Genomic DNA, 24380 nt, shown 5'->3' with positions numbered 1-24380 from the left:
GGAACGAAGCCTCAGCCGCCGGACTGGCCGGAGACGGTTGGCAGGACCGCGGAGACCCGGAAGCCGCCCGCGTCCGTCGGACCGGACACGAACACGCCGCCCAGGCCGAGCACCCGCTCCCGCATCCCCACCAGGCCGTTGCCGCCGCTCGGCAGCCCGGCGTCCGCCGTGACCCCGTCCGTCGGGCCGTTCTCCACCTGCATCGCCACCTCGGACCCCCGGTGGGCCAGCCGCACCCACGCCTTCGCACCGGCGGCATGCTTGTGGACGTTCGTCAGGGCCTCCTGCACCACCCGGTACGCCGTCTGCTCGACCTCCGGGGCGTACGGGCGCAGCTCGCCGTCCACCAGGAGCTCGACCGTCATCCCCGCCTCCCGGGACTGCGCCACGAGCGCCTCCACCTCACGCAGCCGCGGTCCGTCCTCCGCGACCGCCGCCGCGGCGGCCGCAGCCGCAGCGCGGCCCACCGAGGCCAGCGGTACCCGGCCGGCCGCAGGTGCGACCAGCGCGTCCCCGCTGCGCAGGACGCCGAGCATCTCCCGCAGCTCCGTCAGCGCCTTCCGGCCCATGTCACCGACCAGCGCCGCGTTGCGCACCGCCTTCGCCGGGTCCTTGGGCGCCACCGCCTGGAGCGCCGCCGCGTGCACCACCATCAGGCTGACCCGGTGCGCGACCACGTCGTGCATCTCGCGGGCGATCCTGCCCCGCTCCTCCGTACGCGCCCACTCGGCCCGCTCCTCGGCCCGGTCCGCCAGGAGCGACAGCTCCCGCTCCAGCGAGTCGGCCCGCTCCCGCAGGCTCTCCATGAGCCGCCGCCGCGCCCCGATGTACAGGCCGAAGAGCACGGCGGGCGCCGTCAGCCCCAGGGCCATGAAGACGGACATCAGCGGCACGTACCAGTCGGCCGGCCCGAAGTCGGCATGGGCCGTAACGCTCTGCCGCAGCCGTACATAGGTGACGAGGAACGTCCCGACGAGCGTCATCCCCGTCAGCACGACGGTGATCCTGCGCGGCACGTCCGAGGCCGCCAGTGTGTACAGGCCGACGAGCGCCATCAGGAAGCCCATCTCGGCCGGCGTCATCGCGATCGACACCAGCACCACGGCGATCGGCCAGCGCCTGCGCACCACCAGCACCGATCCGGCCAGCAGCCCGAAGAGCACCGCCACCGGCACCGGCAGCCCGGTCTCCTCGGCGAACGCCACCCCCTCCAGCGCACACTCCAGCGCCGAAACCAGCGCCAGTCCCACGTCCAGGGCGGCACCGCGCCGCCGCTCCCACCACCAGTGGCCGCGGGTGGTCGGACCCGCCGCTTCCCGGTCTGCCCCCGTTGCGGTCATGGCATCCAGACTACGGGCGGGCGCATCCCATTTTCCGGGGACTCCGCAGGCACGGAAAGTGACCGGTCGTGCCGCGAGGGCGGGTGGACCGCACGATCCGGTGAACCGCTCGCCCTTCCGGGCCGGATGTTCTCGGCATGACGCATGCCGGCGGGGAGGGGCCCTCAGCCGCCACCGGCCGGACGGGCGGCCTCGGTACGCCCGCCCGTCGGCGTCACCGGAAGCGCCGGGCTCCACCGTCGCGCGGAAGGCGCTTGGTACGGCATAGTGTTGGGTGCCAATCGAGCGGAATGACACAACGTCCGCTTCGTTCCCCCATGGTGTAATTGGCAGCACAGTAGCTTTTGGTGCTATTTGTCCGGGTTCGAGTCCTGGTGGGGGAGCTACGAGCGCGGGCCCCGACCTCACCGGTCGGGGCCCGCGCTCGTTTCGCGGCGAAAAGCCCCCGGTATCCTGCGGATGTCCACCACCTGAAGCCGAAGGGCACATCCGTGAGCGCCAACAGCCCGGCAGCCGTCGTCGTCCTCGCAGCGGGTGAGGGCACCCGCATGAAGTCGAAGACCCCCAAGGTCCTGCACGAGATCTCCGGGCGCTCGCTCGTCGGACATGTCGTCGCCGCCGCCCGTGAGCTCGGCCCCCAGCACCTCGTGGTGGTCGTCGGCCATGCGAGCGAGCAGGTCACCGCGCACCTCTCCGCCGGGGACACCCCCGTGCGCACCGCCTACCAGGCCGAGCAGAACGGCACCGGGCACGCCGTACGGATGGGGCTCGAGGAGCTCGGTGGCGCCGTCGAGGGCACCGTGATCGTCGTCTGCGGCGACACCCCGCTGCTTTCCGGCGAGACCCTCTCCGCGCTCGCCGCGACCCACGCCGCCGACGCGAACGCCGTCACCGTGCTGACCGCCGAGGTCCCGGACTCCACCGGCTACGGCCGGATCGTCCGCGACGCGGCCACCGGTGCGGTGACCGGGATCGTCGAGCACAAGGACGCCACCGAGGCGCAGCGGGCGATCCGGGAGATCAACTCCGGGGTGTTCGCGTTCGACGGGCGGCTGCTCGGCGACGCGCTCGGCAAGGTGCGTACGGACAACAGCCAGGGCGAGGAGTACCTCACCGACGTGCTGTCGATCCTGCGCGAGGCGGGCCACCGGGTGGGCGCCTCGGTGGCGAACGACCACCGGGAGATCCTGGGCATCAACAACCGGCTGCAGCTGGCCCAGGCCCGGCGGCTGCTCAACGAGCGGCTGCTGGAGCGCGCCATGCTGGCCGGTGTGACGGTCGTGGACCCGGCGTCGACGCTGATCGACGCGACGGTGACGTACGAGCGGGACGCGGTCGTGCACCCGGGTACGCAGCTGCTGGGGACGACGCACCTCGCGGAGGACGCCGAGGCCGGCCCCAACTCCCGGCTGACGGACACCGTCGTGCACGCGGGCGCGCGGGTGGACAACACGGTCGCGCTCGGCGCCGAGGTGGGTCCCGGTGCGACGGTCGGCCCCTTCGCCTACCTGCGGCCGGGCACGCGGCTGGGTGCGAGGTCCAAGGCCGGTGCGTACGTGGAGATGAAGAACGCCACGATCGGCGAGGGCACCAAGGTTCCGCACCTGAGCTACGTCGGTGACGCGACGATCGGCGACCACACGAACATCGGTGCGGCCAGCGTCTTCGTGAACTACGACGGTGAGGCCAAGCACCACACCACGATCGGGTCCCACTGCCGGACCGGGTCGGACAATATGTTTGTGGCACCCGTCACGGTCGGGGACGGCGTTTACACGGCGGCCGGATCGGTCATCACCAAGGATGTGCCCGCCGGTTCGCTGGCCGTCGCCCGGGGCCAGCAGCGGAATATCGAGGGCTGGGTGGCCCGGAAGCGTCCCGGAAGCGCGGCCGCGCAGGCGGCTCAGGCCGCGGCCGGGGGGGCCGACGGCGAAAGCTGACCGGAAACAGGTGCGTCCAAGGCGGCGTACCGTGATAGATGCTCACCCATTTCGGCTGGCTCGTCGCACATCGGGACTCATGCGCGCGGTGCCAGATACACGTCTGAGGAGACTGTGCTGTGACCGGGATCAAGACGACCGGCGAGAAGAAACTGATGCTCTTCTCCGGCCGCGCCCACCCCGAGCTGGCCGAGGAGGTCGCACATCAACTCGGTGTCGGTCTCGTGCCGACGAAGGCCTTCGATTTCGCCAACGGTGAGATCTACGTACGTTTCCAGGAGTCCGCCCGCGGCGCCGACTGCTTCCTGATCCAGAGCCACACGGCTCCGATCAACAAGTGGATCATGGAGCAGCTCATCATGCTGGACGCGCTGAAGCGCGCGTCCGCCCGGTCCATCACGGTGATCGTGCCGTTCTACGGCTACGCCCGCCAGGACAAGAAGCACCGTGGCCGCGAGCCGATCTCGGCGCGTCTGATCGCGGACCTGATGAAGACGGCGGGTGCGGACCGCATCCTCACCGTCGACCTGCACACCGACCAGATCCAGGGCTTCTTCGACGGCCCGGTCGACCACCTGTTCGCGCTGCCGATCCTGGCGGACTACGTGGGCGCCAAGGTCGACCGTTCGAAGCTGACGATCGTCTCCCCGGACGCCGGCCGTGTGCGCGTCGCCGACCGCTGGTGCGACCGGCTGGACGCTCCGCTGGCGATCGTCCACAAGCGCCGCGACAAGGACGTGCCCAACCAGGTCAGCGTCCACGAGGTCGTCGGTAACGTCGAGGGCCGGGTCTGTGTCCTGGTCGACGACATGATCGACACGGGCGGCACGATCTGCGCCGCCGCCGACGCCCTGTTCGCGCACGGCGCCGAGGACGTCATAGTGACGGCCACCCACGGCGTGCTGTCCGGCCCGGCCGCGGACCGCCTGAAGAACTCGAAGGTCAGCGAGTTCGTCTTCACGGACACCCTGCCGACCCCGGGCGAGCTGGAGATCGACAAGATCACGGTGCTCTCGATCGCGCCGACCATCGCGCGTGCGGTGCGTGAGGTCTTCGAGGACGGTTCGGTGACGAGCCTCTTCGAGGAGCAGGAGGAGCACAGCGGATGACCACCTGCGGGTGATCCACTTTGGGATGCGGCCTCCCCGCCGGGTAGACTCAGCGAGTTGCTCGGCGAGGGAGGCCGTTCTCATGACTACTCATGGGGCCGGCTGTCCGTTATCGACGCGCTCTTCGTAGCAGGCCTGTCGTGGGCCGGGTGACCTCCGCAGTTTCGTCACCTTACGAGGAGTGCATCATGGCCGAGATCAAGCTCGCCGCAGAGGTCCGTACCGAGTTCGGCAAGGGCGCCGCCCGCCGTACGCGTCGTGCCAACCTGGTCCCCGCGGTCGTCTACGGCCACGGTGCCGAGTCCGTGCACATCACGCTGCCGGGCCACGAGCTGCAGCTCGCGCTCCGCACCGCCAACGTCCTGATCGGTCTCGAGATCGACGGCAAGAACACCCTGGTCATCCCGAAGGCCGTCCAGCGCAACGCGATCAAGGGCAACATCGAGCACGTCGACCTCCTCACCGTGAAGCGCGGCGAGAAGGTCGAGGTCGAGATCGCGGTGCACGTCGAGGGCGAGCTGGCCCCGGGCGGCAACCTCCTCGAGTACGTCCAGAACACCCTGCTCGTCGAGGCCGAGGCCACCCACATCCCCGAGTCCGTCACGGTCTCGATCGCGGGTCTGGACGCCGGTGACTCGATCCTGGCCAAGGACATCCCGCTGCCCAAGGGCTCCGTGCTCGCCGGTGACGAGGACGCCGTCGTGCTCCAGGTCGTCGCCGCGCAGGTCGAGGAGGCCCCCGCCGAGGAGGCTTCCGCCGAGGCCTGAGCCTCGCCCCACCTGCTTCACTGACGGGGTGGCGGTTCCCTTCCGGGGGATCCGCCGCCCCGTTTCCCTGTCATCACTGGTCCGTACGCGAGGAGACCGAGCGCAGATGTCCGACGTCACCGACCCCTGGCTGATCGTGGGCCTCGGCAACCCCGGCCCCGAGTACGCGGCGAACCGGCACAACGTCGGCTTCATGGTCGCCGACCTCCTGGCCGAGCGGATCGGCGGGAAGTTCAAGCGGGCGCAGAAGGCGCAGGCGCAGGTGCTGGAGGGCCGGATCGGGCCACCCGGGCCCGCGAGCCGGCGGGTGGTGCTGGCCAAGCCGATGTCGTACATGAATCTGTCCGGCGGACCCGTCACGGCGTTGCGCGACTTCTACAAGGTGCCCACGGACCACGTCGTGGCGGTCCATGACGAGCTGGACATCGACTTCGGCATGCTGCGGCTGAAGCTGGGCGGCGGCGACAACGGGCACAACGGGCTGAAGTCGATGACGAAAGCGATGGGTCCGGAGTACCACCGGGTGCGGTTCGGGATCGGCCGGCCGCCGGGACGGATGCAGGTGGCGGACTTCGTGCTGAAGGACTTCTCGGGTACGGAGCGCAAGGAGCTGGCCTACCTGGTCGACCGGGCGGCGGATTCGGTGGAGGCTCTGCTGGCGGACGGGCTGGAGCGGGCCCAGTCCACGTACAACTCCTGACATTCCCGCTGCTTCCTGGGCCATTTTCGGCCACAGGTTGACCGAGGGCAGGGCTCTGCCCAAGGATCGGCCCCCATGAAGCAGAGTTCCTCCCACCGTCTGCTGGCCCACGGCCGTACGTTCACCGCGGGCTGCATCGTCCTGCTGCTGCTCGTCGCGGGTGGGTGGTCGTCCTGGAACACCGCGCACCACATCATCCTGGCCAAGGGCCGTGAGCACGGCACCATGGCGGTCACGGGGTGCGGCGAGGAGGTGTGCACGGGGTCGTTCGCTCCCGACGCGCAGTCGCAGGACCGGTCCGCCGTGACGGTCCAGCGGTCCGTGGCGGTGAGGAAGGGGGACCGCTTCCCCGTGGTGGTGAAGCCCGGCACCGGTGAGGTCGTACGCGCCGGGACGCCGGGCTTTCTGCACGCGTGGATGCCGCTGGGCGGTGCGCTGCTGCTGGCCGCCCTGGTGATCGGCGGCGGTATGCGGCTGACGCGGACGGCCTGGAGCGTCGGGATCGCGGGTGCGGCCCTGCTGACGGCGACGTTCATCGCCCTCTGACGGGACCGCACCCGCTCGCTCCGGTACGGGTCAGCCGGTGTTGCGCAGGCCCGCGGCGACACCGTTCACGGTGAGCAGCAGGGCCCGGGCGAGCAGCGGGTCGGCCTCCTCGCCCCGCTCGGCCGCCTGGCGCTGGCGGGCCAGCAGCGACACCTGGAGGTAGGAGATCGGGTCCAGGTAGGCGTCGCGGATGGCGAAGGTCTGCTGGAGCACCGGGCTGGTGCCGAGCAGTTCGGTGTTGCCGGTGACCTTGAGGACTTCCTGGACGGTCAGCGCGTGCTCGGCCTCGATGTCGTCGAAGACGTGCTTGAGCTCGTCGGGGACGAGGGTGTCGACGTAGTGCCGGGCGATGCGCAGGTCGGTCTTGGCGAGGGTCATCTCGACGTTGGAGAGGAAGTTCTGGAAGAAGTGCCAGTGTTCGTGCATCTCTTCCAGGACGGTGCCCAGACCGGCCTCGCGCAGTGCCTTGAGGCCGGAGCCGACGCCGTACCAGCCGGGGACGATCTGCCGTGACTGGGTCCAGCCGAAGACCCAGGGGATGGCGCGCAGGCCGTCGAGCGAGACGCCCGAGCCGGGGCGGCGGGAGGGCCGCGAGCCCAGGTGCAGGTCGGCGAGCTGGTCGACCGGGGTGGAGGCGAGGAAGTACGCGGGCAGATCGGGGTCTTCGACGAGCCTGCGGTAGGCGTCGTGGGCGGCGTCGGACACGGTGTCCATCGCCGCGTCCCAGCGGGCCAGCGCCTCGTCGGACTGACGGGGCGCGGTGTGCAGCGCGGAGGCCTGGAGGGTGGCCGCGACGGTCAGCTCCAGGTTCTCCCGGGCGAGCGCCGGGATGAGGTACTTGTCGGAGATGACCTCGCCCTGCTCGGTCACCTTGATCTCGCCCTCCAGCGTGCCCCAGGGCTGCGCGAGGATCGCGTCGTGCGAGGGGCCGCCGCCACGGCCGACGGTGCCGCCGCGGCCGTGGAAGAGGCGCAGCCGTACGCCGTAGCGGTGGGCGACGTCGCGGAGCCGGCGCTGGGCGCGGTGGATCTCCCACTGGGAGGTGGTGATGCCGCCGAACTTCGAGGAGTCGGAGTAGCCGAGCATGACCTCCTGGACGTCGCCGCGGAGCGAGACGAGGCGGCGGTAGGAGGGGTCGGCGAGCATCTCGTCGAGGATGACGTCGGCGGCGCGGAGCTCGTCGGTGGTCTCCAGGAGCGGCACGATGCCGATCTTGGCCCAGCCGCCGTGCAGGTCGACGAGTCCGGCCTCGCGGGCGAGGACGGCGGCGGCGAAGACGTCGTCGGCGCCCTGGCACATCGAGATGATGTAGGACTCGATGACTTCGGGGCCGAAGCGCTCGAAGGCGTGGCTGATGGTGTGGAAGACGCCGAGGGTCTTCTCGCCGGCGGCGTCGAGCGGGGCCGGGGTCGGGGCGAGCGGGCGACGGGAGCGCAGCTCCTTGGCGAGGAGCTTCTGCCGGTAGTCGCGCGGCATGTCGGCATAGCGCCAGGACTCCTCGCCGAGGCGGTCGAAGAGCTGGCCGAGCGCGTGGTGGTGGGCGTCGGCGTGCTCGCGTACGTCCATGGTGGCGAGCTGCAGGCCGAACGCGGAGAGCGTGCGGATGGTGCGGTCCATGCGGCCGTCGGCGAACAGTCCGCCCCGGTGCTCGCGCAGCGAGGTCTGGATGAGGACCAGGTCGGCGATGAGCTCGGCGGTGCCGAGGTAGTCGCAGCCGGGGCGGTGCGGGGTACCGGAGGCCAGCCGCTCGCGGGTGTTGACGAGCTTCTGTCGGATGCAGGTGGCCTTGAGCCGGTAGGGCTCCTCGGCGTTCAGCCGCTTGTAGCGGGGGCTGATCTCGGGCAGCAGCTCCAGGTCGGTCTGCAGCGAGGTGAGGAGCTCGTCGGTGGCTCCGGTGTAGCGGATGGAGTTGGAGAGGAGCCCGCGGAGGTAGTCGATGAGTTCGAGGGCGTCCGTGATGCCGTGCTCGTGCTGGAGGATCAGCACCTCCCAGGTGACGGCGGGCGTCACGTTGGGGTTGCCGTCGCGGTCTCCGCCGATCCACGTGCCGAAGGTCAGCGGGCGGGTGCCCGCGGGCAGTTCGACCCCGACGCGTTCCAGCTCGGCGGCGAGGTCCTCCAGCACGTCGCCCACGGCTTCGGCGTGGAGTTCGTCGAGGTAGTAGATGGCGTTGCGGGCCTCGTCGGCCGGTTCGGGGCGTACGACGCGGAGCTCGTCCGTCTGCCAGATGAGGTCGATGTTCTCGGCGAGCCGCAGGTCGTGGCGGCGGCGGTCGGCCTCGATGACGGGGGTGTCGAGGAGCTCGGCGATGCGGCGGAGCTTGTTCAGTACGGAGCGGCGCGCGGCCTCCGTCGGGTGCGCGGTGAAGACCGGTCGTACGTTGAGGTTCTTGACGGTCTCGCGCAGGTGCTCGGGGTCGGCGTCCTTGAGCCGGTCGGCGGTGCGGGCGAGGAGCCCGCCCTCGGCGGCCCGGCGGTCGCGCATCTCGTGGGCGCGGTGGACCTGCTCGGTGACGTTGGCGAGGTGGAAGTACGTGGAGAAGGCGCGCACGAGCTGTGCGGCGGTCTCCAGGTCCGTGTCGCCGAGGAGCTCGGCTGCTGCCTCGCCGTCGGTACGGGTCAGGGCCCGGACACGCTCGACGAGGTCGAGGAGGTCCTGGCCCTCCTGGCGTACGAGGGTCTCGCCCAGCAGGTCACCGAGGCGGCGGATGTCGGCCCGCAGTTCGGCTCCGGCGGCAGGGGTCTGGTCGGCACTGCTCACAGTGTGCGGCTCCTTGCAGTGGTTGAGCACTTCTGTCACAGGGGGTCCGGGGCTGTCGCGGTGCTGACGTCACCCCCGGGAAAGCAGAGTGCGGACCGCGCTGTCCGACCCACCCAGGATAGGTGTCCCGAGGACGGGCGTGCTCGTTGCCCTTGGGGGCGGTCCGTCCCGACGGCACGGTCCTGGCGCCGCAAGGATGGTGACGGCGCCGCTCTCGTGCTGCGGGCCACTTCGCTGGCATACTTACGTTGCCGTAGGTTACGGATGCGTAGCATGCTCATTCCGTCACATTTCCTCACCCCACGGGGGACTCCCCAATGCCCACCAGCCCCGACGTGATCGACGACGGCCTGCCCACGGTGGCAGGCGACTCCACCTCTCCCTCCGCCACGCTCGGCGGCGACAAGAAGCGTTCGATCGAGCAGATCGCCCTGCTGCTCTTCATCGTGGTGCCGTTCGCGGCCCTGGTCGTGGCGGTGCCGCTGGCCTGGGGCCGCGGTGTCAGCTGGCTCGATCTGGGTCTGCTGGTCGGCATGTACTACCTCGGATGCCACGGCGTGACGATCGGCTTCCACCGCTACTTCACGCATGGTTCGTTCAAGGCGAAGCGTCCGCTCCGCATCGCCCTGGCCGTCGCGGGTTCGATGGCTGTGGAGGGTCCGCTGGTGCGCTGGGTGGCCGACCACCGCAAGCACCACCGGTTCTCCGACGCCGAGGGCGACCCGCACTCGCCGTGGCGGTACGGAGAGAACCTGCCCGCGCTGCTCAAGGGCCTGTGGTGGGCCCATATCGCCTGGATGTTCAACGAGGAGCAGACGCCTCAGCAGAAGTACGCCCCCGACCTGGTCAGGGACCCGGCGCTGCGCGCGATCTCACGTCACTTCCTCACCTTCACGGTCGTCTCGCTGGCGATCCCGCCGCTGGTCGGGGGCCTGGTGACGATGTCTTGGTGGGGTGCGTTCACCGCGTTCTTCTGGGGGTCCCTGGTCCGCGTCGCGCTGCTGCACCACGTGACCTGGTCGATCAACTCGATCTGCCACGCGGTCGGCAAGCGGCCCTTCAAGTCCCGTGACAGGTCCGGGAACGTGTGGTGGCTGGCGGTCCTCTCGTGCGGCGAGTCCTGGCACAACCTGCACCACGCGGACCCGACGAGCGCACGGCACGGGGTGATGAAGGGCCAGATCGATTCGAGTGCCCGGCTGATCCGCTGGTTCGAGCAGCTGGGCTGGGCGTACGACGTCCGCTGGCCCGATGCCTCGCGTATCGACTCCCGGCGCAAGTCCGTGGCTGCCGACCCGGCATGATTGACGACGTGGCGACCGACGGAAGCACCAGCGGCGAGACGACCAGGCCTGCCCCCACCCGGCGGACCCGGCGGGTCCGGATGACCGGCAAGGAGCGCCGTGAACAGCTGCTCGACATCGGCCGCGCCCTTTTCGCCGACAAGGGGTTCGAGGGCACATCGGTGGAGGAGATCGCGGCACGCGCCGGGGTCTCCAAGCCGGTGGTCTACGAGCACTTCGGAGGCAAGGAGGGTCTGTACGCCGTCGTGGTCGACCGTGAGATGCGCCAGTTGCTGGATCTGGTGACCGGCGCCCTCACGGCGGGCCATCCTCGGGAGCTGCTCGAGCAGGCGGCGTTCGCGTTGCTCGACTACATCGAGACGTACACGGACGGCTTCCGGATCCTGGTCCGCGACTCCCCGGTCGCGCAGTCCACGGGCACGTTCGCCTCACTGATCAGCGATATCGCGACGCAGGTCGAGGACATCCTGGGCATGGAGTTCAAGGCCCGGGGCTTCGACCCGAAGCTGGCCCCGTTGTACGCGCAGGCCCTGGTCGGCATGGTGGCGCTGACCGGCCAGTGGTGGCTGGACGTCCGCAAGCCGAAGAAGGCGGAGGTCGCGGCGCACCTGGTGAATCTGGCCTGGCACGGGCTGGAGAACCTGGAGTCGAAGCCGCGGCTGATCGGCCACCGCAGGAGCTGACGCCCGGCGCGTGACGCCCGCGGATTCGCGGCCGTAGTGTGGTCGGCATCCCGAACTTCTGGCTGGTCGAGATGGCCGGCAGCGACCGGCACCCGGTCGTGTGGCTGGGGGCGTCGAAGTTGCCGGGGACCTGGAAGGCGAGGGTGCCGCCGGGGGTGAGGGCGTCCAGCCAGCGGGGGAAGCGGCCGGCGTGGTCGGGGACCCACTGGAGCAGGGCGCTGGAGACGATCAGGTCGTACGTCTCGTCGGGCGTCCAGGTCGCGGCGTCGGCTTCGGCGAAGTCCAGCCGGGGTCCGGTGTGGGCACGGGCCCGCTCCAGCATCTCCGGGGAGTTGTCGTAGCCGGTGACGCGGGCCTGCGGCCAGCGTGCCGCCAGCAGGGCGGTGACGTTGCCGGCGCCGCAGCCGAGGTCGGCGATGCGGGGGGCGCTGTCATGGGGAAGCGGGCCGATCCGGGCCAGGAGGTCGTGGAAGGGCCGGGTGCGGTGGTCCGCGTGGCGCAGGTACTGCTGCGGATCCCAGAGGGGTGCGGTCATGGGTTCAGGATCATCCCCCAAATATCTTGATGTCAAGACACTCGAATTCAAGAGACTTCACGTCGAGGGACCCTCTACACTGATCGGCATGGAGGACGAGGTCGACCGACTGGTCGCTGCATGGCGCCGAGAGCGCCCCGACCTCGACGTGGAACCACTCGAGGTGCTGAGCCGCGTCTCCCGGCTGGCGCGCCACCTCGACCGGGCCCGCAGGATCGCCTTCGCCGAGCACCACCTGGAGCCCTGGGAATTCGACGTCCTGACGTCACTGCGCCGCGCGGGCGCCCCGTACCAGCTCTCCCCGGGCCAGCTCCTGACCCAGACCCTGGTCACCTCGGGCACGATGACCAACCGCATCGACCGGCTGACCAAGAAGAACCTCGTCGAGCGGCTGCCCGACCCGAACGACCGCCGCGGGGTGCTCGTACGGCTGACCGCGGAGGGCCGTGACAAGGCCGACCAGTCGCTGGCCGGACTGCTCGACCAGGAGCGGGCCATCCTGGGCGAGCTCTCCCCCCGGCAGCGGTCCGAACTGGCCGGACTGCTACGCCAGTTGACCGCCCCGTTCGACAACATCCCCGGTTAGCGCGGCCGGACCCACCCCGGCCCTGCGGGCCAGCGCCACGGCGGCCAGCGTCGAGTGGACGCCCAGCTTCCCCAGCACGTTCTGCATGTGCGTACGCACCGTGTGCGGGGACAGGAAGAGCCGCTCCGCCACCGCCTTGCGGCCCAGGCCCGCCACCATGCAGCGCAGCACCTCGTGCTCGCGCGGGGTGAGCGACTCCACGAGCTGCTCGCTCTCGGTACGGTGCTTGCGCGCCGCCGTCAACTCCCGCAGGACACCGGTCAGAAGCGCGGCCGGCAGGTGCGTCTCGTCCCGCAGCACGCCCCGCACGACCGTCAACAGCCGTTGCAGCGAACAGTCCTTGGCCACCCAGCCCGATGCCCCCGCCTGCAGTGCCAGCGCGGCCCTGCGCGGGTCGTCCTTCTCGGCGAGCACCACCGTACGGATCGACGGCTGCCTGGAACGCACCCCGGCCACCAGCGAGATGCCGTCCACCGGGCCGTTCCCGTTCGGTACGGCGACGGGCACGGTGCGGGCACCGCCCGTCGGCAGGATGCCCAGCTCGGCATCCACCAGCATCACGTCGTAACGGTGCCCCTCGGCTGCCGCCCGCTCCAGACACCGCAGGGCGGCGGGGCCGCTGCCCGCCGCCGACACGTCGACGTCCGGCTCGGCCGCAAGGGCGGCCGCGAGGGACTCGGCAAAGATGCGGTGGTCATCGACCACGAGAACCCGGATACGAGCCACAGACACCCCCATGCTGCGTGCATTCCCGGGGCGCCCCTGATCGGCCTGCCCCGACGGGGACGGACCGCTGCGGATACGACGCCCGGGACGTCTGTGATGACCGCCGATCCACGGCCGCCGCCGTGTCCGACCGTCACCCGTCCCGGGCGTCGTATCCGACTGTCTCGTCCCCTGAATCAACACCGGCCCCCACCGGTGCTGTGCATCAGCGTACGGCGGGCGGTGAACCGCGGAAGGCAATTCACGGAACTGATGGCCCACGGCGCCTAAGGGCTGTCCCGCAATTCCTGGTGGATCAGCGCGCGGCGTCAGATGCGGTGCGTCGCAAGGCGGAGGGACGCCCGAATACTGGACGTATTCAGGCGTTCCGACAACGCGGCGAGGTGCCGTAGCTGTCGTCGTGCGCCCGCCAGGAGTTGCGGGACAGCCCTTAGGGTGTGGTTCATGTTCCGTCTTGAGACAGAAGTGGACAAGGAACGACGCATTCTGCTGGGCCGCCGACTGCACGAGGACAACGGGAACGCATCAGCCGGACTGCGGGCCCTGCGGTCCACCTCCGCCGAGCACGAAGTCCCCCTGGAGGTATGGCTCCTGGACGGACAGGGAGCCCTCGCCGGCGGGCTGTCCGGACGGACCTGGGCCCACTGGCTCCATGTGGATCTGCTCTGGGTGGACGCCCGCCACCGCGGCCTGGGCCTCGGCGCACGGCTGCTCGCCGAGGCGGAACGCCTCGCCCGCGACGACCGGGCCTGCACCCGCTCCCGGCTGGAGACCTGGGACTTCCAGGCCCCCGGCTTCTACCGGAAGCAGGGGTACGAGGTGGCCGGCGAGATCGAGGACTATCCGCCCGGCGTCGCCGAATTCATCCTGGTCAAGCGGCTGACACCCGCCGGGCTCCCGCCGAAGGCACCGCGGGGAAGACTCCTGGGGCGGCGTAACCGGCCGAAGTGAACGCCTCCGCGACGGACTTGGCGACCCTGTCGGCCGCCTCCTCCTCCACCAGCACGATCGCCGAACCGCCGAAGCCGCCTCCGGTCATCCTGGCCCCGAGTGCCCCGGCCGCGTTCGCCGAGGAGACCACCAGGTCCAGCTCCGGGCAGGAGACCCGCAGATCGTCGCGGAGCGAGACGTGCCCCGCGTTGAGCACCGGGCCCGCCGCACGCACCTCGCCCGCGTCGAGCAGCGCGATGACCTGCTCCACCCGGTGGTTGTCGCTCACCACATGGCGGACGTAGCGCACGACGGACTCGTCCTCGCCCGCTGCGGCCAGGGCGTCGAGCGCGGCGTCCAGACCCTCGTACGGGAGGTCCCGCAGGGTGCCGATGCCCAGGGCCCGGGCCCCCGCCTCGCAGCCCGCGCGGCGTTCCGCGTAGGCGCCGTCACCCAGGGCGTGCTTGACCCGGGTGTCGACGACCAGCAGTCGCAGCCCGTGCGCGGCCAGGTCGAAGGGTACCTGGCGCTGGGTGAGGTCACGGGTGTCGAGGTACAGGGCGTGTCCCTCGGTGCAGCAGGCCGAGGCCATCTGGTCCATGACCCCGCAGGGCACTCCGACGAACGCGTTCTCGGCGCGCTGGCCGAGCACCGCGAGCTCCGGGGCGCTCAGGCCCAGCTCGAAGAGGTCGTTCAGCGCGAGCGCGGTGACGACCTCCAGGGCGGCGGACGAGGAGAGCCCGGCGCCCACCGGGACGGTGGAGGTGAGCTGGATGTCCGCGCCGGTGACGGGGTGGCCCGCCTCCCGCAGGGCCCAGACGACACCGGCCGGGTAGGCCGCCCAGCCGTGACCCGAGTGCGGGGTCAGCTCGTCGACGCGCAGGGACACGACGCCGCCGGGTACGTCGGTGGAGTGCAGCCGCAGCACGCCGTCCGTGCGGCGGGCGACGGCCGCGCGTGCGGCGTGCGGAAGGGCGAGCGGCATGACGAAGCCGTCGTTGAAGTCGGTGTACTCACCGATCAGATTCACCCGCCCGGGCGCCGCCCAGATCCCCTCGGGCGCGATTCCGTAGAGCTCGGTGAAGGAGGCGGTCAGCTCGGCGTGGTCGGTCATGGCGTGGTGGGTTCCTCTCGGCGGGCGAACGTCCAGGCGTCGGCGACGATTCCGGCCAGGTCGGCGCGGGACGGCTGCCAGCCGAGCCGTTCCCTGGCGGTGGCGGCGGAGGCGACGAGGACGGCGGGGTCGCCTCCCCGCCGCGGGGCGGCGATCTCGGGGACCGGATGGCCGGTGACCTGCCGGACGGTCTCGATGACCTCGCGCACGGAGAAGCCGTTGCCGTTGCCGAGGTTGCAGATGAGGTGTTCGCCCGCGGTGGCCGCGTCCAGGGCCAGCAGATGGGCCTCGGCGAGGTCGGCGACGTGGATGTAGTCGCGTACGCAGGTGCCGTCCGGGGTCGGATAGTCGTCCCCGTACACGGAGATCGCCTCGCGCTGCCCGAGCGCGACCTGGAGGACCAGCGGGATCAGGTGTGACTCGGGGCTGTGGCGCTCGCCGCAGCTGCCGTAGGCCCCCGCGACGTTGAAGTAGCGCAGGGAGACGGCGGCCAGGCCGTGCGCGGTCGCCTCACCGGTGATCATGTGGTCGACGGCCAGCTTGGACGCGCCGTACGGGCTGGTGGGCGCGGTCGGGTCGGACTCCGTGATGGGGCTGGAGACCGGCTCGCCGTAGGTGGCCGCCGTGGAGGAGAAGACCAGCGTCCGCACGCCGGCGCCACGCATGGCGGCGAGCAGGGCGGCGGTCCCGCCGACGTTGTTCACCCAGTACTTCTCGGGGTTGACGACGGACTCGCCGACCTGGGAGTACGCGGCGAAGTGCAGCACCCCGTCGTACGAGGCGTCCAGCCACTCGGCGGCGTCCTGGATGCGGCCCTCGATGAACTGGGCCCCGTCGGGGACCCCCTCGCGGAAGCCGGTCGACAGGTCGTCGAGGACGGTCACGGTGTGACCCGCCTCCAGCAGATGCGCGGCGACGACACTGCCGACGTATCCCGCGCCGCCCGTCACCAGGTACTTCTTACCGGGGTTGCTCACTGGCTCGCTACCTCTCGCAGTCGCTGGGCCGCGGTCTCCGGCGGCACGTCGTTGATGAACACGCTCATGCCGGACTCGGAGCCCGCGAGGAACTTCAGCTTGCCGGAGGTGCGCCGGATGGTGAAAAGCTCCAGGTGCAGCCCGAACTCCTCCCGCCCGGGGACCCCGAACGGGGCCTGGTGCCAGGCCGAGATGTACGGGGTCGGCGGCTCTCCGGGGCCGAAGATCCGGTCGAATCGCCTCAAGAGTTCCAGATATACCTGTGGGAACTCCGTGCGGGCGGCGTCGTCGAGCTCCCGCAGGTCGGGGACGCGGCGGCGCGGGTGGAGGTGGACCTCGTAGGGCCAGTGCGCCGCGTACGGCACGAAGGCCACCCAGTGCTCGCCCTCCAGGACGACACGGTCGCCGTCGGCCAGCTCCCGGGCGACCACGTCGTCGAAGAGGTTGCGGCCGGTCTCCGCCCGGTGGGTCCGCGCCGAGCGCATCATCAGCTCGGTGCGCGGGGTCACGAAGGGGTAGCCGTAGATCTGCCCGTGCGGATGACCGAGCGTGACACCGATCTCGGCGCCCCGGTTCTCGAAGCAGAACACCTGGGTGACCTGCGGAAGTTCGGCGAGCTCGGCGGTGCGGTCGGTCCAGGCCTCCAGGACCAGGCCGGCCTGCTCCTCGGTGAGACCGGCGAAGGACACGTCGTGGTCGGAGGTGAAGCAGACGACCTCGCAGCGGCCGGAGTCGCCGGCCAGTGAGGGGAAGCGGTTCTCGAAGACGGCGACGTCGTAGTGGCTGTCGGGGATCTCGCTCAGCCTGCCCTCCCGCGACGGGCAGAGCGGGCACTCGTCGGCGGGCGGGTGGTACGTGCGCCCCTGCCGGTGCGAGGCGATGGCCACCGCGTCGCCGAGCAGCGGATCGCGGCGGATCTCCGAGTCCCCCTCGGACGCGGGGACGGCGTCCAGCGGCCGCAGGTCGACGGCATCGCGGACGACGTCGTCCGCGGAGTCGTAATAGATCAGCTCCCGGCCGTCGGCGAGGGTCGTGACCGTCTTCTTCACCAGGCTCCTCCGTACCACCCCGTCAAACATAACCGAACATAACAAATCACAAGCCAACACGCGCGTCAATGCGAGAGGGCGATGTGACGTCCGCTCGGGGAACCAGGGCGATCACGATCAAACAAAGGTCAGCACTCGGCCCCGGCTTCCGGGACCCGGCGGCTCTCCAGGTTCAGTCACCTGACGGCACGGGCAGGGGCCACCGCGACGGCCGGCGGCTCCGCCGTCCGCCCACAGGGCACCATCGGCATCACGCGACCGCCCCAGGACCCAGGTTCGTCCAGCGATCACCGGATCCGTCACGGGCGCGGCGGGCGAATCCTGCCGCCGTCGCGAAGCTCCTGTGCCCGGAGCGGCGCACCGCCGGGCGCGAGCGGCACCGCGAAGCCCGCCGAACGCACCGGCCGCCGCCTGCGGCACACCCACGACCCGGCCCCATGCGGATGCCGGCCTCGGCGCATCGCAGAGGCCGGGGAGTCAGGCGTTCACGCGAGGCCGTCCGGCCCCTGCCGCGTTCCCGCCGCCCGGTCCAGGAGCCCCGTCCGGGCCGCGAGGGCCGCGGCCTCCAGCCGGGAGCCGACACCCAGCTTCATCAGGACGCGCTGCACATGCGTACGCGCGGTACTCGACGCGATCCGCATCCCGGCCGCGATCAGCCGGGTGTCCTCGCCCTCGGCCACCCGCACGAGCACCTCGACCTCGCGCGGGGTGAGCATCCGCAGCAGCCGCTGCCCCTCGTCGTCCGGCTGGACCGCCGGATGCAGCAGCTCGGTGAACGCGCTCCGCAGCAGCTGCGGGGCGACCGCGGCCTCCCCGGCACGGGCCTTGGCCATCGCGCGTTCGACGCCTTCGATGCGCTCGTCGTGGCGGACGTACCCGGCCGCCCCCGCGGCGAAGGCCGCCGCGATCCCGCGCGGGCTCGGCACCGGACCCAGCACCACGACGGCCACCTGCGGGCGCTCCCGCCCGATCCGCGCGATCGGGTCGAACACCCCCGGTTCGGCGGGCGCCGCCGTACCGAACAGGCAGACCTCGGGCGCCCTGCTGATCACCAGCTCCGCGGCCCCGGACGTCGGCGCGGCCGCGGCGAGCACCCGGTGGCCGCGCAGTTTCAGTGCCGAGGCGAGCGCCTCGGCGAGCAGACGGTGGTCATCGACCACCATGAGCCGCACGCCCATCGAGCAACCCCCCATGTACTGCCGCGCCACTCCGGAAACAGGCCCCCCGGCCCTCTGCCCCCGGCAAGTTACACGCTTGTTCGACGTAGCGTGCCGTCCACCGGACAGAAGCCCTCCGGAATGCCGAATTCTGATTCTTTCAGGCCTACTTGGCGGACGGAAAACGATCGGCCCTGCCGGTCGTTGATCAACCGGCAGGGCCGTCGCTGCTCACCCGCGGAGGGGTCAGCCGGTGGTGAAGGAGACGACGAGGTACTCCTTGTCGTCGAACGCGCTCTTGCGGGGTTCGCTGATCATCGTCTCGGAGATGAACAGCCGGCCCTTCTCGAAGATGAACTCGGCGTAGTCGACGGAGAAGCTGGTCTCCGCGTCCCGGACCGCCTCGTCGTCCGGGTTCTGCATCAGCACGGTCTCCTTGAAGGTGGAGCCGTCGATGGAGACGATCTGGCCGCCCTTGTCGTACGGGGGCTTCTTGTACGCGATGACGTCGGGGCCGTCCATGCGCAGCGGCGTCAGCGTGTAGCGGTCGCCCGCGTCCGCCTTGCCGCCGACGAGCTTCCCGGTGGTCAGGTCGAAGGCGACGATCTCGTTGGTGTCGCCGTACTCCCCGCCGCCCTCGTGCTCCTCGGTCGGCACGTAGATCCGGTTGTTGCCGACGGCCACCGAGCCGCAGGTCTCCACCTCGGTGGAGCCGCAGCGCGCCGCGTACTGGTCGGCGTCGGCGGAGATCCGGACGGTCAGCTTGCCGGTCGCCGCGTCGATGGAGAAGAAGTCCGAGATGCCGCTGCCGTCACCGGCGGTGTCGCCGACGTCGGCCGCGACGACGAGCGGCTTCGTGGAGATGATGCTCGCGTACTCGACGCCGGCCGGCATCTCGTACGAGGACAGGGGCGCGCCCGTATCCGGGTTCAGGGCCTGGATGGTGAGCTGCGGCTCGTCGTAGGAGCCGCACTTGCGGACCACCGCGAGGGCCTCGCCGCCGCCGTATCCCTTGTCGTAGCAACCGTCCGTCTCGGTCTTCGGCTTCCACAGCTCGGCGCCGTCGGTGAGCTTGAAGGCGGCGCCGCCGCCGGTGCCGCCCGCGGCGACGGTGGTGCCGCTGAGCGTCACCTCGCCGAACCTGACGGGCGCGTCACCGCTCGCGGGAGAGGTGACCGACTTGCTCCACATCAGCTTGCCGGTGGCCAGGTCGATCGCGCCGACCTGGGTGCAGGAGGGGTACTTGTCCGCCGCGGTCGGCTTGCCGTCCTCGAAGACGACGGCGGTCTTGTAGTCCTTGCTCATGTGCCGGGAGGCGGCGCAGAGCTGGCCCTCCAGCGGGATCGACCAGAGCTTGGTGCCCTTGGCGAGGTCGTAGCCGACGATCTCGTACACACCGGTCTTCACGTACGCCTTGTCGGTGACCCAGGAGCCGCTGACGTCGGTGGTGTCGGTGACCTTCGGATGGGGCAGCTGGAAGCCCACCGTGGACGTGGTGTCGGCGGGCGCCTTCTCGCTGCCGCCGCCCTGTCCGCTGCCCGAACCGCCCTTGCCCTCGCCGCCGGTCGTGCCGGCCGAGGACGCCTCGGTCTTCTTGCCGCCCTCGTCGTCACCGCCGCTGGAGGCGTAGATGACTCCGCCGCCGACGATCAGCACCACGGCGACGACCGCGGCGACGATGATCTGCATCTGCGTGGAGAACTTCTTGCCGCCGTTGCCCGGCTGCGGTGCTCCGTACTGCGGCTGCATCGGAGCCGTCGGGTAGCCGTACCCCTGCTGCGGGGGCATGCCTTGCTGTGCCTGCGGGAAGCCGTAGCCGGGCTGCGTCGGGGGCTGCCCGGGGGGCGGTGCCTGCGGGTAGCCGTACGCCGGGTTCTGCGGCTGGCCGGGCGGGGGCGTCTGCGGGGCGCCGAATCCGCCGGGCGGAGGCGGCGGGCTGCCGTAGCCGCCCGCGGGCAGGGTCGGCGGTGCGGCGGCGGGGGGCTGCTTGCCGAACGGGTCGGCGGGCGGCGGGGTGGGCGCGCCGAATCCGCCCGGGGGCGGGTCCTGCGGGGCTCCGAATCCGCCCTGGGGCGGATCGTTGGGCGGCTGGGGCGGCTGAGTCATGGCGTGCGTACCTCTGAGGGGTCTGAGGAGAAGGGGCTGCGGGTACCGTCGTGGTCCGTCACTTGCCGAAGGCCATCATGGTCTTCTGGGACTTCTCTTCCTCGTCGTTCGAGGCGCTGACGCGCCCGCTCACGATGAAGGAACGGCCTCCCGCGTAAGCGATCTCCGACGTGAAGAAGGAGCTCTCGATCCGGGTCGTCGAGTCCGGGTGCTGCAGCAGCACGGTGGGCGCGCCGCCGGTCGGCGCGAGCGTCGCGATCGCCCCGCCCTTGTTGTACGTGGCCTCCAGGTAGAGCAGCACGTTGCCGCCCTCCATGCGCAGCGGCTTCATGACGCGCTCGGCGGGGGCCGCGGCCTTCCACTTCGGCTTGCCGGTGTTCAGGTTGAACGCGACGACCTTGTTGGTACGGCCGGTGCCGCTGGTGTCGTCCTCGGTCGCCATGTAGAAGGTGTTGGCGTCCGCGGCGACTCCGGTGCAGCCCTCGATCTGCTGGCCGAAGATCGAGAAGTCGTGGCCGCAGTCCACGGCGAACTTGTCCTCCTTGTCACCGACCAGCTGGGAACGGAGCGTGCCGTTCTCCCTGAGGGCGAGGATGGACCACTTCTTCTCCTCGCGCTTGGTCAGCGAGACGACGAGGGGACTCACCGAGTAGACCTTGTCGACCTCCCAGCCGCGCTGGGGCTCGTACGTCCACCTGGGCTTCCCGGTGGCCGGGTCGATCTCCTGGACCTGCTGCTGGGGATTGTCCACGTCGTCGGTGCGGCAGCTGGTCGCGGCGATCAGCTTGGGGCCGCCGGCGAACGCGAACGGCTGGCAGTTGCCCGACGGCTTGCCGAACAGCTCCTTGCCGTCGCTGACCCGGTAGCCGTTGGAGTTGCCGGTACGGCCGACGGTCACGGTGTCACCGCTGATAGCGAGGCCGATGTCGGACATCAGGTCCCAGGTGCCGTTCTTCGTGATCGACTTCTTCCAGCCGGCCTTGCCCGTGTTGAGGTCGACCATCTGCAGGTCGGCGCAGTCGGCCTTGTCCGTGGTGCCGTTCATCACGCCGATGACGATCTTGCCGTCGGCCGTGGGGGTGCTGGGCGCCGCGCACAGGTCTGCGGGCAGCGGGAGGGTCCACTTCTGCTTGCCGTCGGCCACCGAATAGCCCGCGAGCGAGCGGTACATGCCCTTGACGAGCGTGTCGCCGACGATCCACGGGCCGTACACCTCCGCGCCGTTGCGCGGCAGGTCGATGTCGTTCGTCGACAGCCACAGGACCTTGGCCTCGCCCGGCTTGCGCCCGGCGTTGAGGTCCTCGTCCACCTCGCGGCCGTCGCCGTTGCCGTCGCCCTCGTCGACGGTGGGCGAGGCGCTCGGCTCCGCGGGGCCGGTGCTGGACTTGGCGACGGGCTTCTTCTCGTCGTCGTCGCCGCTCGTGGCGAAGAAGATGCCACCGCCGATGACGAGCAGCGCGGCGAGCGCCGCACCGATGACGACCGCGGGCTTGCCCTTGAAGGGGCCCCCGCCGGAGCCGCCGGGGACGGGCGCGCCGGGGTACTGCTGCTGCGGGTATCCGTAGGCGCCGGGCTGCGTGGGCTGGCCGTAGGCGCCGGGCTGCGTGGGCTGGCCGTACGGGCCGGGCTGCTGGCTGTACGGGCCCGGCTGCGCGTAGGGGCCGGGCTGGGCGCCGTAGGGACCGGGCTGCTGGCTGTACGGGCCCGGCGTCTGCGGGTAGCCGTAGCCGGGCTGTGCCGGCGGCGGACCGGGGGGCGTCTGCGGTGCGCCCGGCGGTATCTGGGGCGGGGCCGCCGGCGGCGGGGTCTGCGGCTGGGGCGGCTGGTCCTGCGACGGCGGGGCCTGGGGTGGCGGCTGAGGAGTTCCCTGCGGCGGCTCCTGCGGAGCCCCGAAGCCTCCCTGCGGCGGTTGCTGGCTGGGCGGCTGGGTCATCAGCACGTCCCCCTTCGTGCGGTCGCGGTCCGGTGTCCTGTTCGTCCTCCCCCGCGATTCCGGTGGGACGGGATTCCCCCGGAAAGGAGCGAATGGGACATGGATTCCGCGGTGTTACGACAGTCGAGCGGGGCTTCTTTGTACCACCCGCCGCACGTCGGACACCGGGTCGGTCCACCCCCTGTACCCAAGGGAGGACCGGCCCGTGATGCCGCCGTTACGCACGTACCGGGCCCGGCGGAAAGCTCTCTCACCGATGCTGCGTCAACTCGCCCCGCCGTAGGCGCCTTTCACGGAACGCCGCAGGCGCTTCCCACCGTCATAGCCGATTTTGTACCGCTATCAGCGGATCAGCCCGGACCCTCACCGGCCGAAGACCATCAGGGCCGTCGCCGCCATCTCCTCCGCGTCGTCGTCCGCACTGATGCGACTGGCCAGGAGGAAGGAACGGCCGTCGACGTAGGCGACCTTCGCCTGGAAGAGCGTCGCCTCGGTCGCGGCGCCCGAGGCCGGATGTGTCAGCAGCGTCTTGAGCGCACCTCCCGACGGGGCGACCGTGGCGATCCCGCCGCCCTTGCGGTACGAGGGTTCCACACGGATCAGCACGTCGCCGCCCTCCATGCGCAGCGGCAGCACGAGCTGATCCTCCGGCCCGGACACGTTCCACACGACTCGTCCGGTCGCCAGGTCGAAGGCGGCGACCTGGTTGGCGCTGGACTTCTTGGTCACCTTGGGCAAAGTCGCCATGTACAGCTTGTCCGCGTCGGCCGCGATTCCCGCGCAGCCGTCCAGATTGCCGCCGTACTCCACGAACTCCTCGCGGCACCTCGCGGCGTGGCCCTCGACTCCGCCGGCCAGTTGCGAGCGGAAGGTGCCGTCCTCGTTCAGGACGACGACGGCCTTCTCCTCGTCCTTCCAGATCGAGATGACGGGCGGTCGCGCCGCATACACGTGCGCGACCTTCCAGCCGGCCTTCACCCGGTAGGTCCAGCGGGCGGCGCCGGTGACCGGGTCGGTCTCCTGGACCTGCTGCTCGACGGGGTCGCCGGGCTCGAGCTGGCAGCTGACCGCGGCGATCATCCGGGGTCCGCTGGTGAAGGCGAACGGCTGGCAGACGTCCTCCCGCTTGCCGAACAGCTTCTTCCCGTCACTGACGCGGAACGCGTCCGTGTTGCCGGTGCGCCCGAAGGTCACCGTGTCCCCGTTCACCGACATGGCCACGTGCGACAGCCCGTCCTGCATCTCGCTGCGGTCGACCGTCGCCTTCCAGCCCGCCTTGCCGGTGCGCAGATCGATCATCTGCAGGACCGAGCAGCTCGCCTCCTTCTCCGAGACGTTGTCCTCGATCCCGACGACGATCTTGCCGTCGTCGGTGGGCAGCGTGGGCGCCGCGCAGAGGTCGGTGGGCAGCGCCAGGGTCCACTTCTCGCCGCCGTCGGCCGCCGAGTAGCCGGAGACCGTGCGGTACATGGCCTTGACGACGGTGTCCCCGGTGAACCAGGGGCCGTGCGTCTCCTCCCCGTACTGCGGCAGATCGACGCCGTTCTCCCGCAGCCAGAGCACCTTCGCCTCACCGGGCTTGCGGGCAGTGTTGAGCTCGGCGGCCGTCGGCCCGGCGGCCTTGTCGTCCTTGCCGTCGTCCTTGCCGGACGTGGGCGAGCCGCTCGGGTCCCCGCTGCCCTTCCCGGCGACGGGCTTCCGGTCGTCCCCGTCGCCGCTCGTGGCGAGCCAGATGCCGCCCCCGGCGACGAGGAGCACGGCGAGGACGGTCCCGATGACCAGCCCGGGCCTGCCCCTGAACGGCCGGCGCCCACTCCCGGACCCGCCGGACCCCGGCGGTGGGGAGCCGGCCCCGTACGGCACCTGCCGCGGATGGCCAGGCGGCCCGGGCTGCGGGGCGTACGGTCCGGGCTGCTGCTGCCCGTAGGGACCCGGCTGCTGGGCGTACGGCCCCTGAGGCGCGCCCTGTGCCGGCGGGTAGCCGTACGACGGGGACGCGGGCGGGTAGCCGTAGGACGGGCCTGCGGGCAGTGGGCCCTGCGGCGGGTCGTACGGTGCCCCGAAGCCTCCCTGCGGCGGTTGCTGGCCGGGCGGCTGGGTCATCTGCGGGTCCCCCTT

The 24380-nt window shown here is 71.0% G+C and carries 19 protein-coding genes, 1 tRNA gene and 1 pseudogene; 10 read left to right on the top strand and 11 right to left on the bottom strand.

Features of this window, described 5'->3' with window-relative positions:
- Nucleotides 1–11: 11 nt before the first annotated feature.
- Nucleotides 12–1340, bottom strand: a complete 1329-nt coding sequence (locus tag AB0F38_RS16040; protein ID WP_361892660.1) for a histidine kinase — start codon at nt 1338–1340, stop codon at nt 12–14.
- 311 nt (nt 1341–1651) lie between these two features.
- Between AB0F38_RS16040 and AB0F38_RS16035 the strand changes: the two genes are divergently transcribed.
- The 6 genes from AB0F38_RS16035 to AB0F38_RS16010 all read left to right on the top strand — a co-directional run bounded on the left by AB0F38_RS16035 (nt 1652) and on the right by AB0F38_RS16010 (nt 6402).
- Nucleotides 1652–1723: transfer RNA gene (locus AB0F38_RS16035), tRNA-Gln, on the top strand.
- 108 nt (nt 1724–1831) lie between these two features.
- Nucleotides 1832–3280, top strand: a complete 1449-nt coding sequence (glmU, locus tag AB0F38_RS16030; RefSeq protein WP_361892658.1) for a bifunctional UDP-N-acetylglucosamine diphosphorylase/glucosamine-1-phosphate N-acetyltransferase GlmU — start codon at nt 1832–1834, stop codon at nt 3278–3280.
- A 119-nt stretch (nt 3281–3399) separates the two neighbouring features.
- Nucleotides 3400–4389: a ribose-phosphate diphosphokinase gene (locus AB0F38_RS16025; RefSeq protein ID WP_361892655.1), complete on the top strand. Its 990-nt coding sequence runs from the start codon at nt 3400–3402 to the stop codon at nt 4387–4389.
- A gap of 188 nt (nt 4390–4577) precedes the next feature.
- Nucleotides 4578–5156 carry a 50S ribosomal protein L25/general stress protein Ctc gene (locus AB0F38_RS16020; RefSeq protein WP_361892652.1) on the top strand — a complete coding sequence of 193 codons (579 nt, stop codon included), beginning with the start codon at nt 4578–4580 and terminating at the stop codon, nt 5154–5156.
- 106 nt (nt 5157–5262) lie between these two features.
- Complete coding sequence (gene pth / locus AB0F38_RS16015) at nt 5263–5856, top strand: aminoacyl-tRNA hydrolase (protein WP_361892649.1); 594 nt, start codon at nt 5263–5265, stop codon at nt 5854–5856.
- A 75-nt stretch (nt 5857–5931) separates the two neighbouring features.
- Entirely contained in the window at nt 5932–6402 is a 471-nt protein-coding gene (locus AB0F38_RS16010) for a hypothetical protein (protein WP_361892646.1), read from the top strand.
- 30 nt (nt 6403–6432) lie between these two features.
- Here the strand turns inward: AB0F38_RS16010 and ppc are convergent, their stop codons facing one another.
- Nucleotides 6433–9162 (bottom strand): phosphoenolpyruvate carboxylase, encoded by a 2730-nt coding sequence (gene ppc / locus AB0F38_RS16005; RefSeq protein ID WP_361892644.1) that lies wholly within the window; start codon nt 9160–9162, stop codon nt 6433–6435.
- 317 nt (nt 9163–9479) lie between these two features.
- Between ppc and AB0F38_RS16000 the strand changes: the two genes are divergently transcribed.
- Together AB0F38_RS16000 and AB0F38_RS15995 are read left to right on the top strand one after the other, a co-directional pair.
- Entirely contained in the window at nt 9480–10466 is a 987-nt protein-coding gene (locus AB0F38_RS16000; protein WP_361892641.1) for a fatty acid desaturase, read from the top strand.
- Nucleotides 10463–11149 carry a TetR/AcrR family transcriptional regulator gene (locus AB0F38_RS15995; protein ID WP_361892638.1) on the top strand — a complete coding sequence of 229 codons (687 nt, stop codon included), beginning with the start codon at nt 10463–10465 and terminating at the stop codon, nt 11147–11149. Before AB0F38_RS16000 ends, AB0F38_RS15995 begins: the two co-directional genes overlap by 4 nt.
- 97 nt (nt 11150–11246) lie before the next feature.
- Here the strand turns inward: AB0F38_RS15995 and AB0F38_RS15990 are convergent.
- Nucleotides 11247–11684: pseudogene (locus tag AB0F38_RS15990) on the bottom strand (methyltransferase domain-containing protein); the annotation flags it as partial.
- An 88-nt stretch (nt 11685–11772) separates the two neighbouring features.
- Here AB0F38_RS15990 and AB0F38_RS15985 point away from each other — a divergent pair.
- Nucleotides 11773–12270 carry a MarR family transcriptional regulator gene (locus AB0F38_RS15985; RefSeq protein ID WP_361892636.1) on the top strand — a complete coding sequence of 166 codons (498 nt, stop codon included), beginning with the start codon at nt 11773–11775 and terminating at the stop codon, nt 12268–12270.
- Here the strand turns inward: AB0F38_RS15985 and AB0F38_RS15980 are convergent.
- Complete coding sequence (locus AB0F38_RS15980; protein WP_361892633.1) at nt 12229–13008, bottom strand: response regulator transcription factor; 780 nt, start codon at nt 13006–13008, stop codon at nt 12229–12231. The two genes, AB0F38_RS15985 and AB0F38_RS15980, sit on opposite strands and share 42 nt — an antisense overlap.
- Before the next feature lie 432 nt (nt 13009–13440).
- Here AB0F38_RS15980 and AB0F38_RS15975 point away from each other — a divergent pair, with 432 nt between their 5' ends.
- Nucleotides 13441–13947: an N-acetyltransferase gene (locus AB0F38_RS15975; protein WP_361892630.1), complete on the top strand. Its 507-nt coding sequence runs from the start codon at nt 13441–13443 to the stop codon at nt 13945–13947.
- Here the strand turns inward: AB0F38_RS15975 and galK are convergent.
- From galK to AB0F38_RS15940, 7 genes are all read right to left on the bottom strand, one after another.
- Entirely contained in the window at nt 13868–15040 is a 1173-nt protein-coding gene (gene galK, locus AB0F38_RS15970; RefSeq protein WP_361892627.1) for a galactokinase, read from the bottom strand. The two genes, AB0F38_RS15975 and galK, sit on opposite strands and share 80 nt — an antisense overlap.
- Nucleotides 15037–16017: a UDP-glucose 4-epimerase GalE gene (galE, locus tag AB0F38_RS15965; RefSeq protein WP_361892624.1), complete on the bottom strand. Its 981-nt coding sequence runs from the start codon at nt 16015–16017 to the stop codon at nt 15037–15039. The genes galK and galE overlap by 4 nt, the downstream gene beginning before the upstream one ends.
- Nucleotides 16014–17066 carry a galactose-1-phosphate uridylyltransferase gene (galT, locus tag AB0F38_RS15960; RefSeq protein ID WP_361892620.1) on the bottom strand — a complete coding sequence of 351 codons (1053 nt, stop codon included), beginning with the start codon at nt 17064–17066 and terminating at the stop codon, nt 16014–16016. The genes galE and galT overlap by 4 nt, the downstream gene beginning before the upstream one ends.
- Before the next feature lie 485 nt (nt 17067–17551).
- Nucleotides 17552–18244 carry a LuxR C-terminal-related transcriptional regulator gene (locus AB0F38_RS15955; RefSeq protein ID WP_361892617.1) on the bottom strand — a complete coding sequence of 231 codons (693 nt, stop codon included), beginning with the start codon at nt 18242–18244 and terminating at the stop codon, nt 17552–17554.
- Nucleotides 18245–18469: 225 nt separating this feature from the next.
- Nucleotides 18470–20329 (bottom strand): PQQ-binding-like beta-propeller repeat protein, encoded by a 1860-nt coding sequence (locus tag AB0F38_RS15950; RefSeq protein ID WP_361892615.1) that lies wholly within the window; start codon nt 20327–20329, stop codon nt 18470–18472.
- 58 nt (nt 20330–20387) lie between these two features.
- Nucleotides 20388–22262: a PQQ-binding-like beta-propeller repeat protein gene (locus tag AB0F38_RS15945; RefSeq protein WP_361892612.1), complete on the bottom strand. Its 1875-nt coding sequence runs from the start codon at nt 22260–22262 to the stop codon at nt 20388–20390.
- Nucleotides 22263–22625: 363 nt separating this feature from the next.
- Entirely contained in the window at nt 22626–24365 is a 1740-nt protein-coding gene (locus AB0F38_RS15940; RefSeq protein WP_361892609.1) for a PQQ-binding-like beta-propeller repeat protein, read from the bottom strand.
- Nucleotides 24366–24380: the final 15 nt, after the last annotated feature.

Source organism: Streptomyces sp. NPDC025273 (genome assembly GCF_040638585.1).
GTDB classification, from domain to species: Bacteria; Actinomycetota; Actinomycetes; order Streptomycetales; family Streptomycetaceae; genus Streptomyces; species Streptomyces cinereorectus.
The sequence above is the reverse complement of the archived record's forward strand: the minus strand, read 5'-3'. Positions and strand labels throughout refer to the sequence as shown.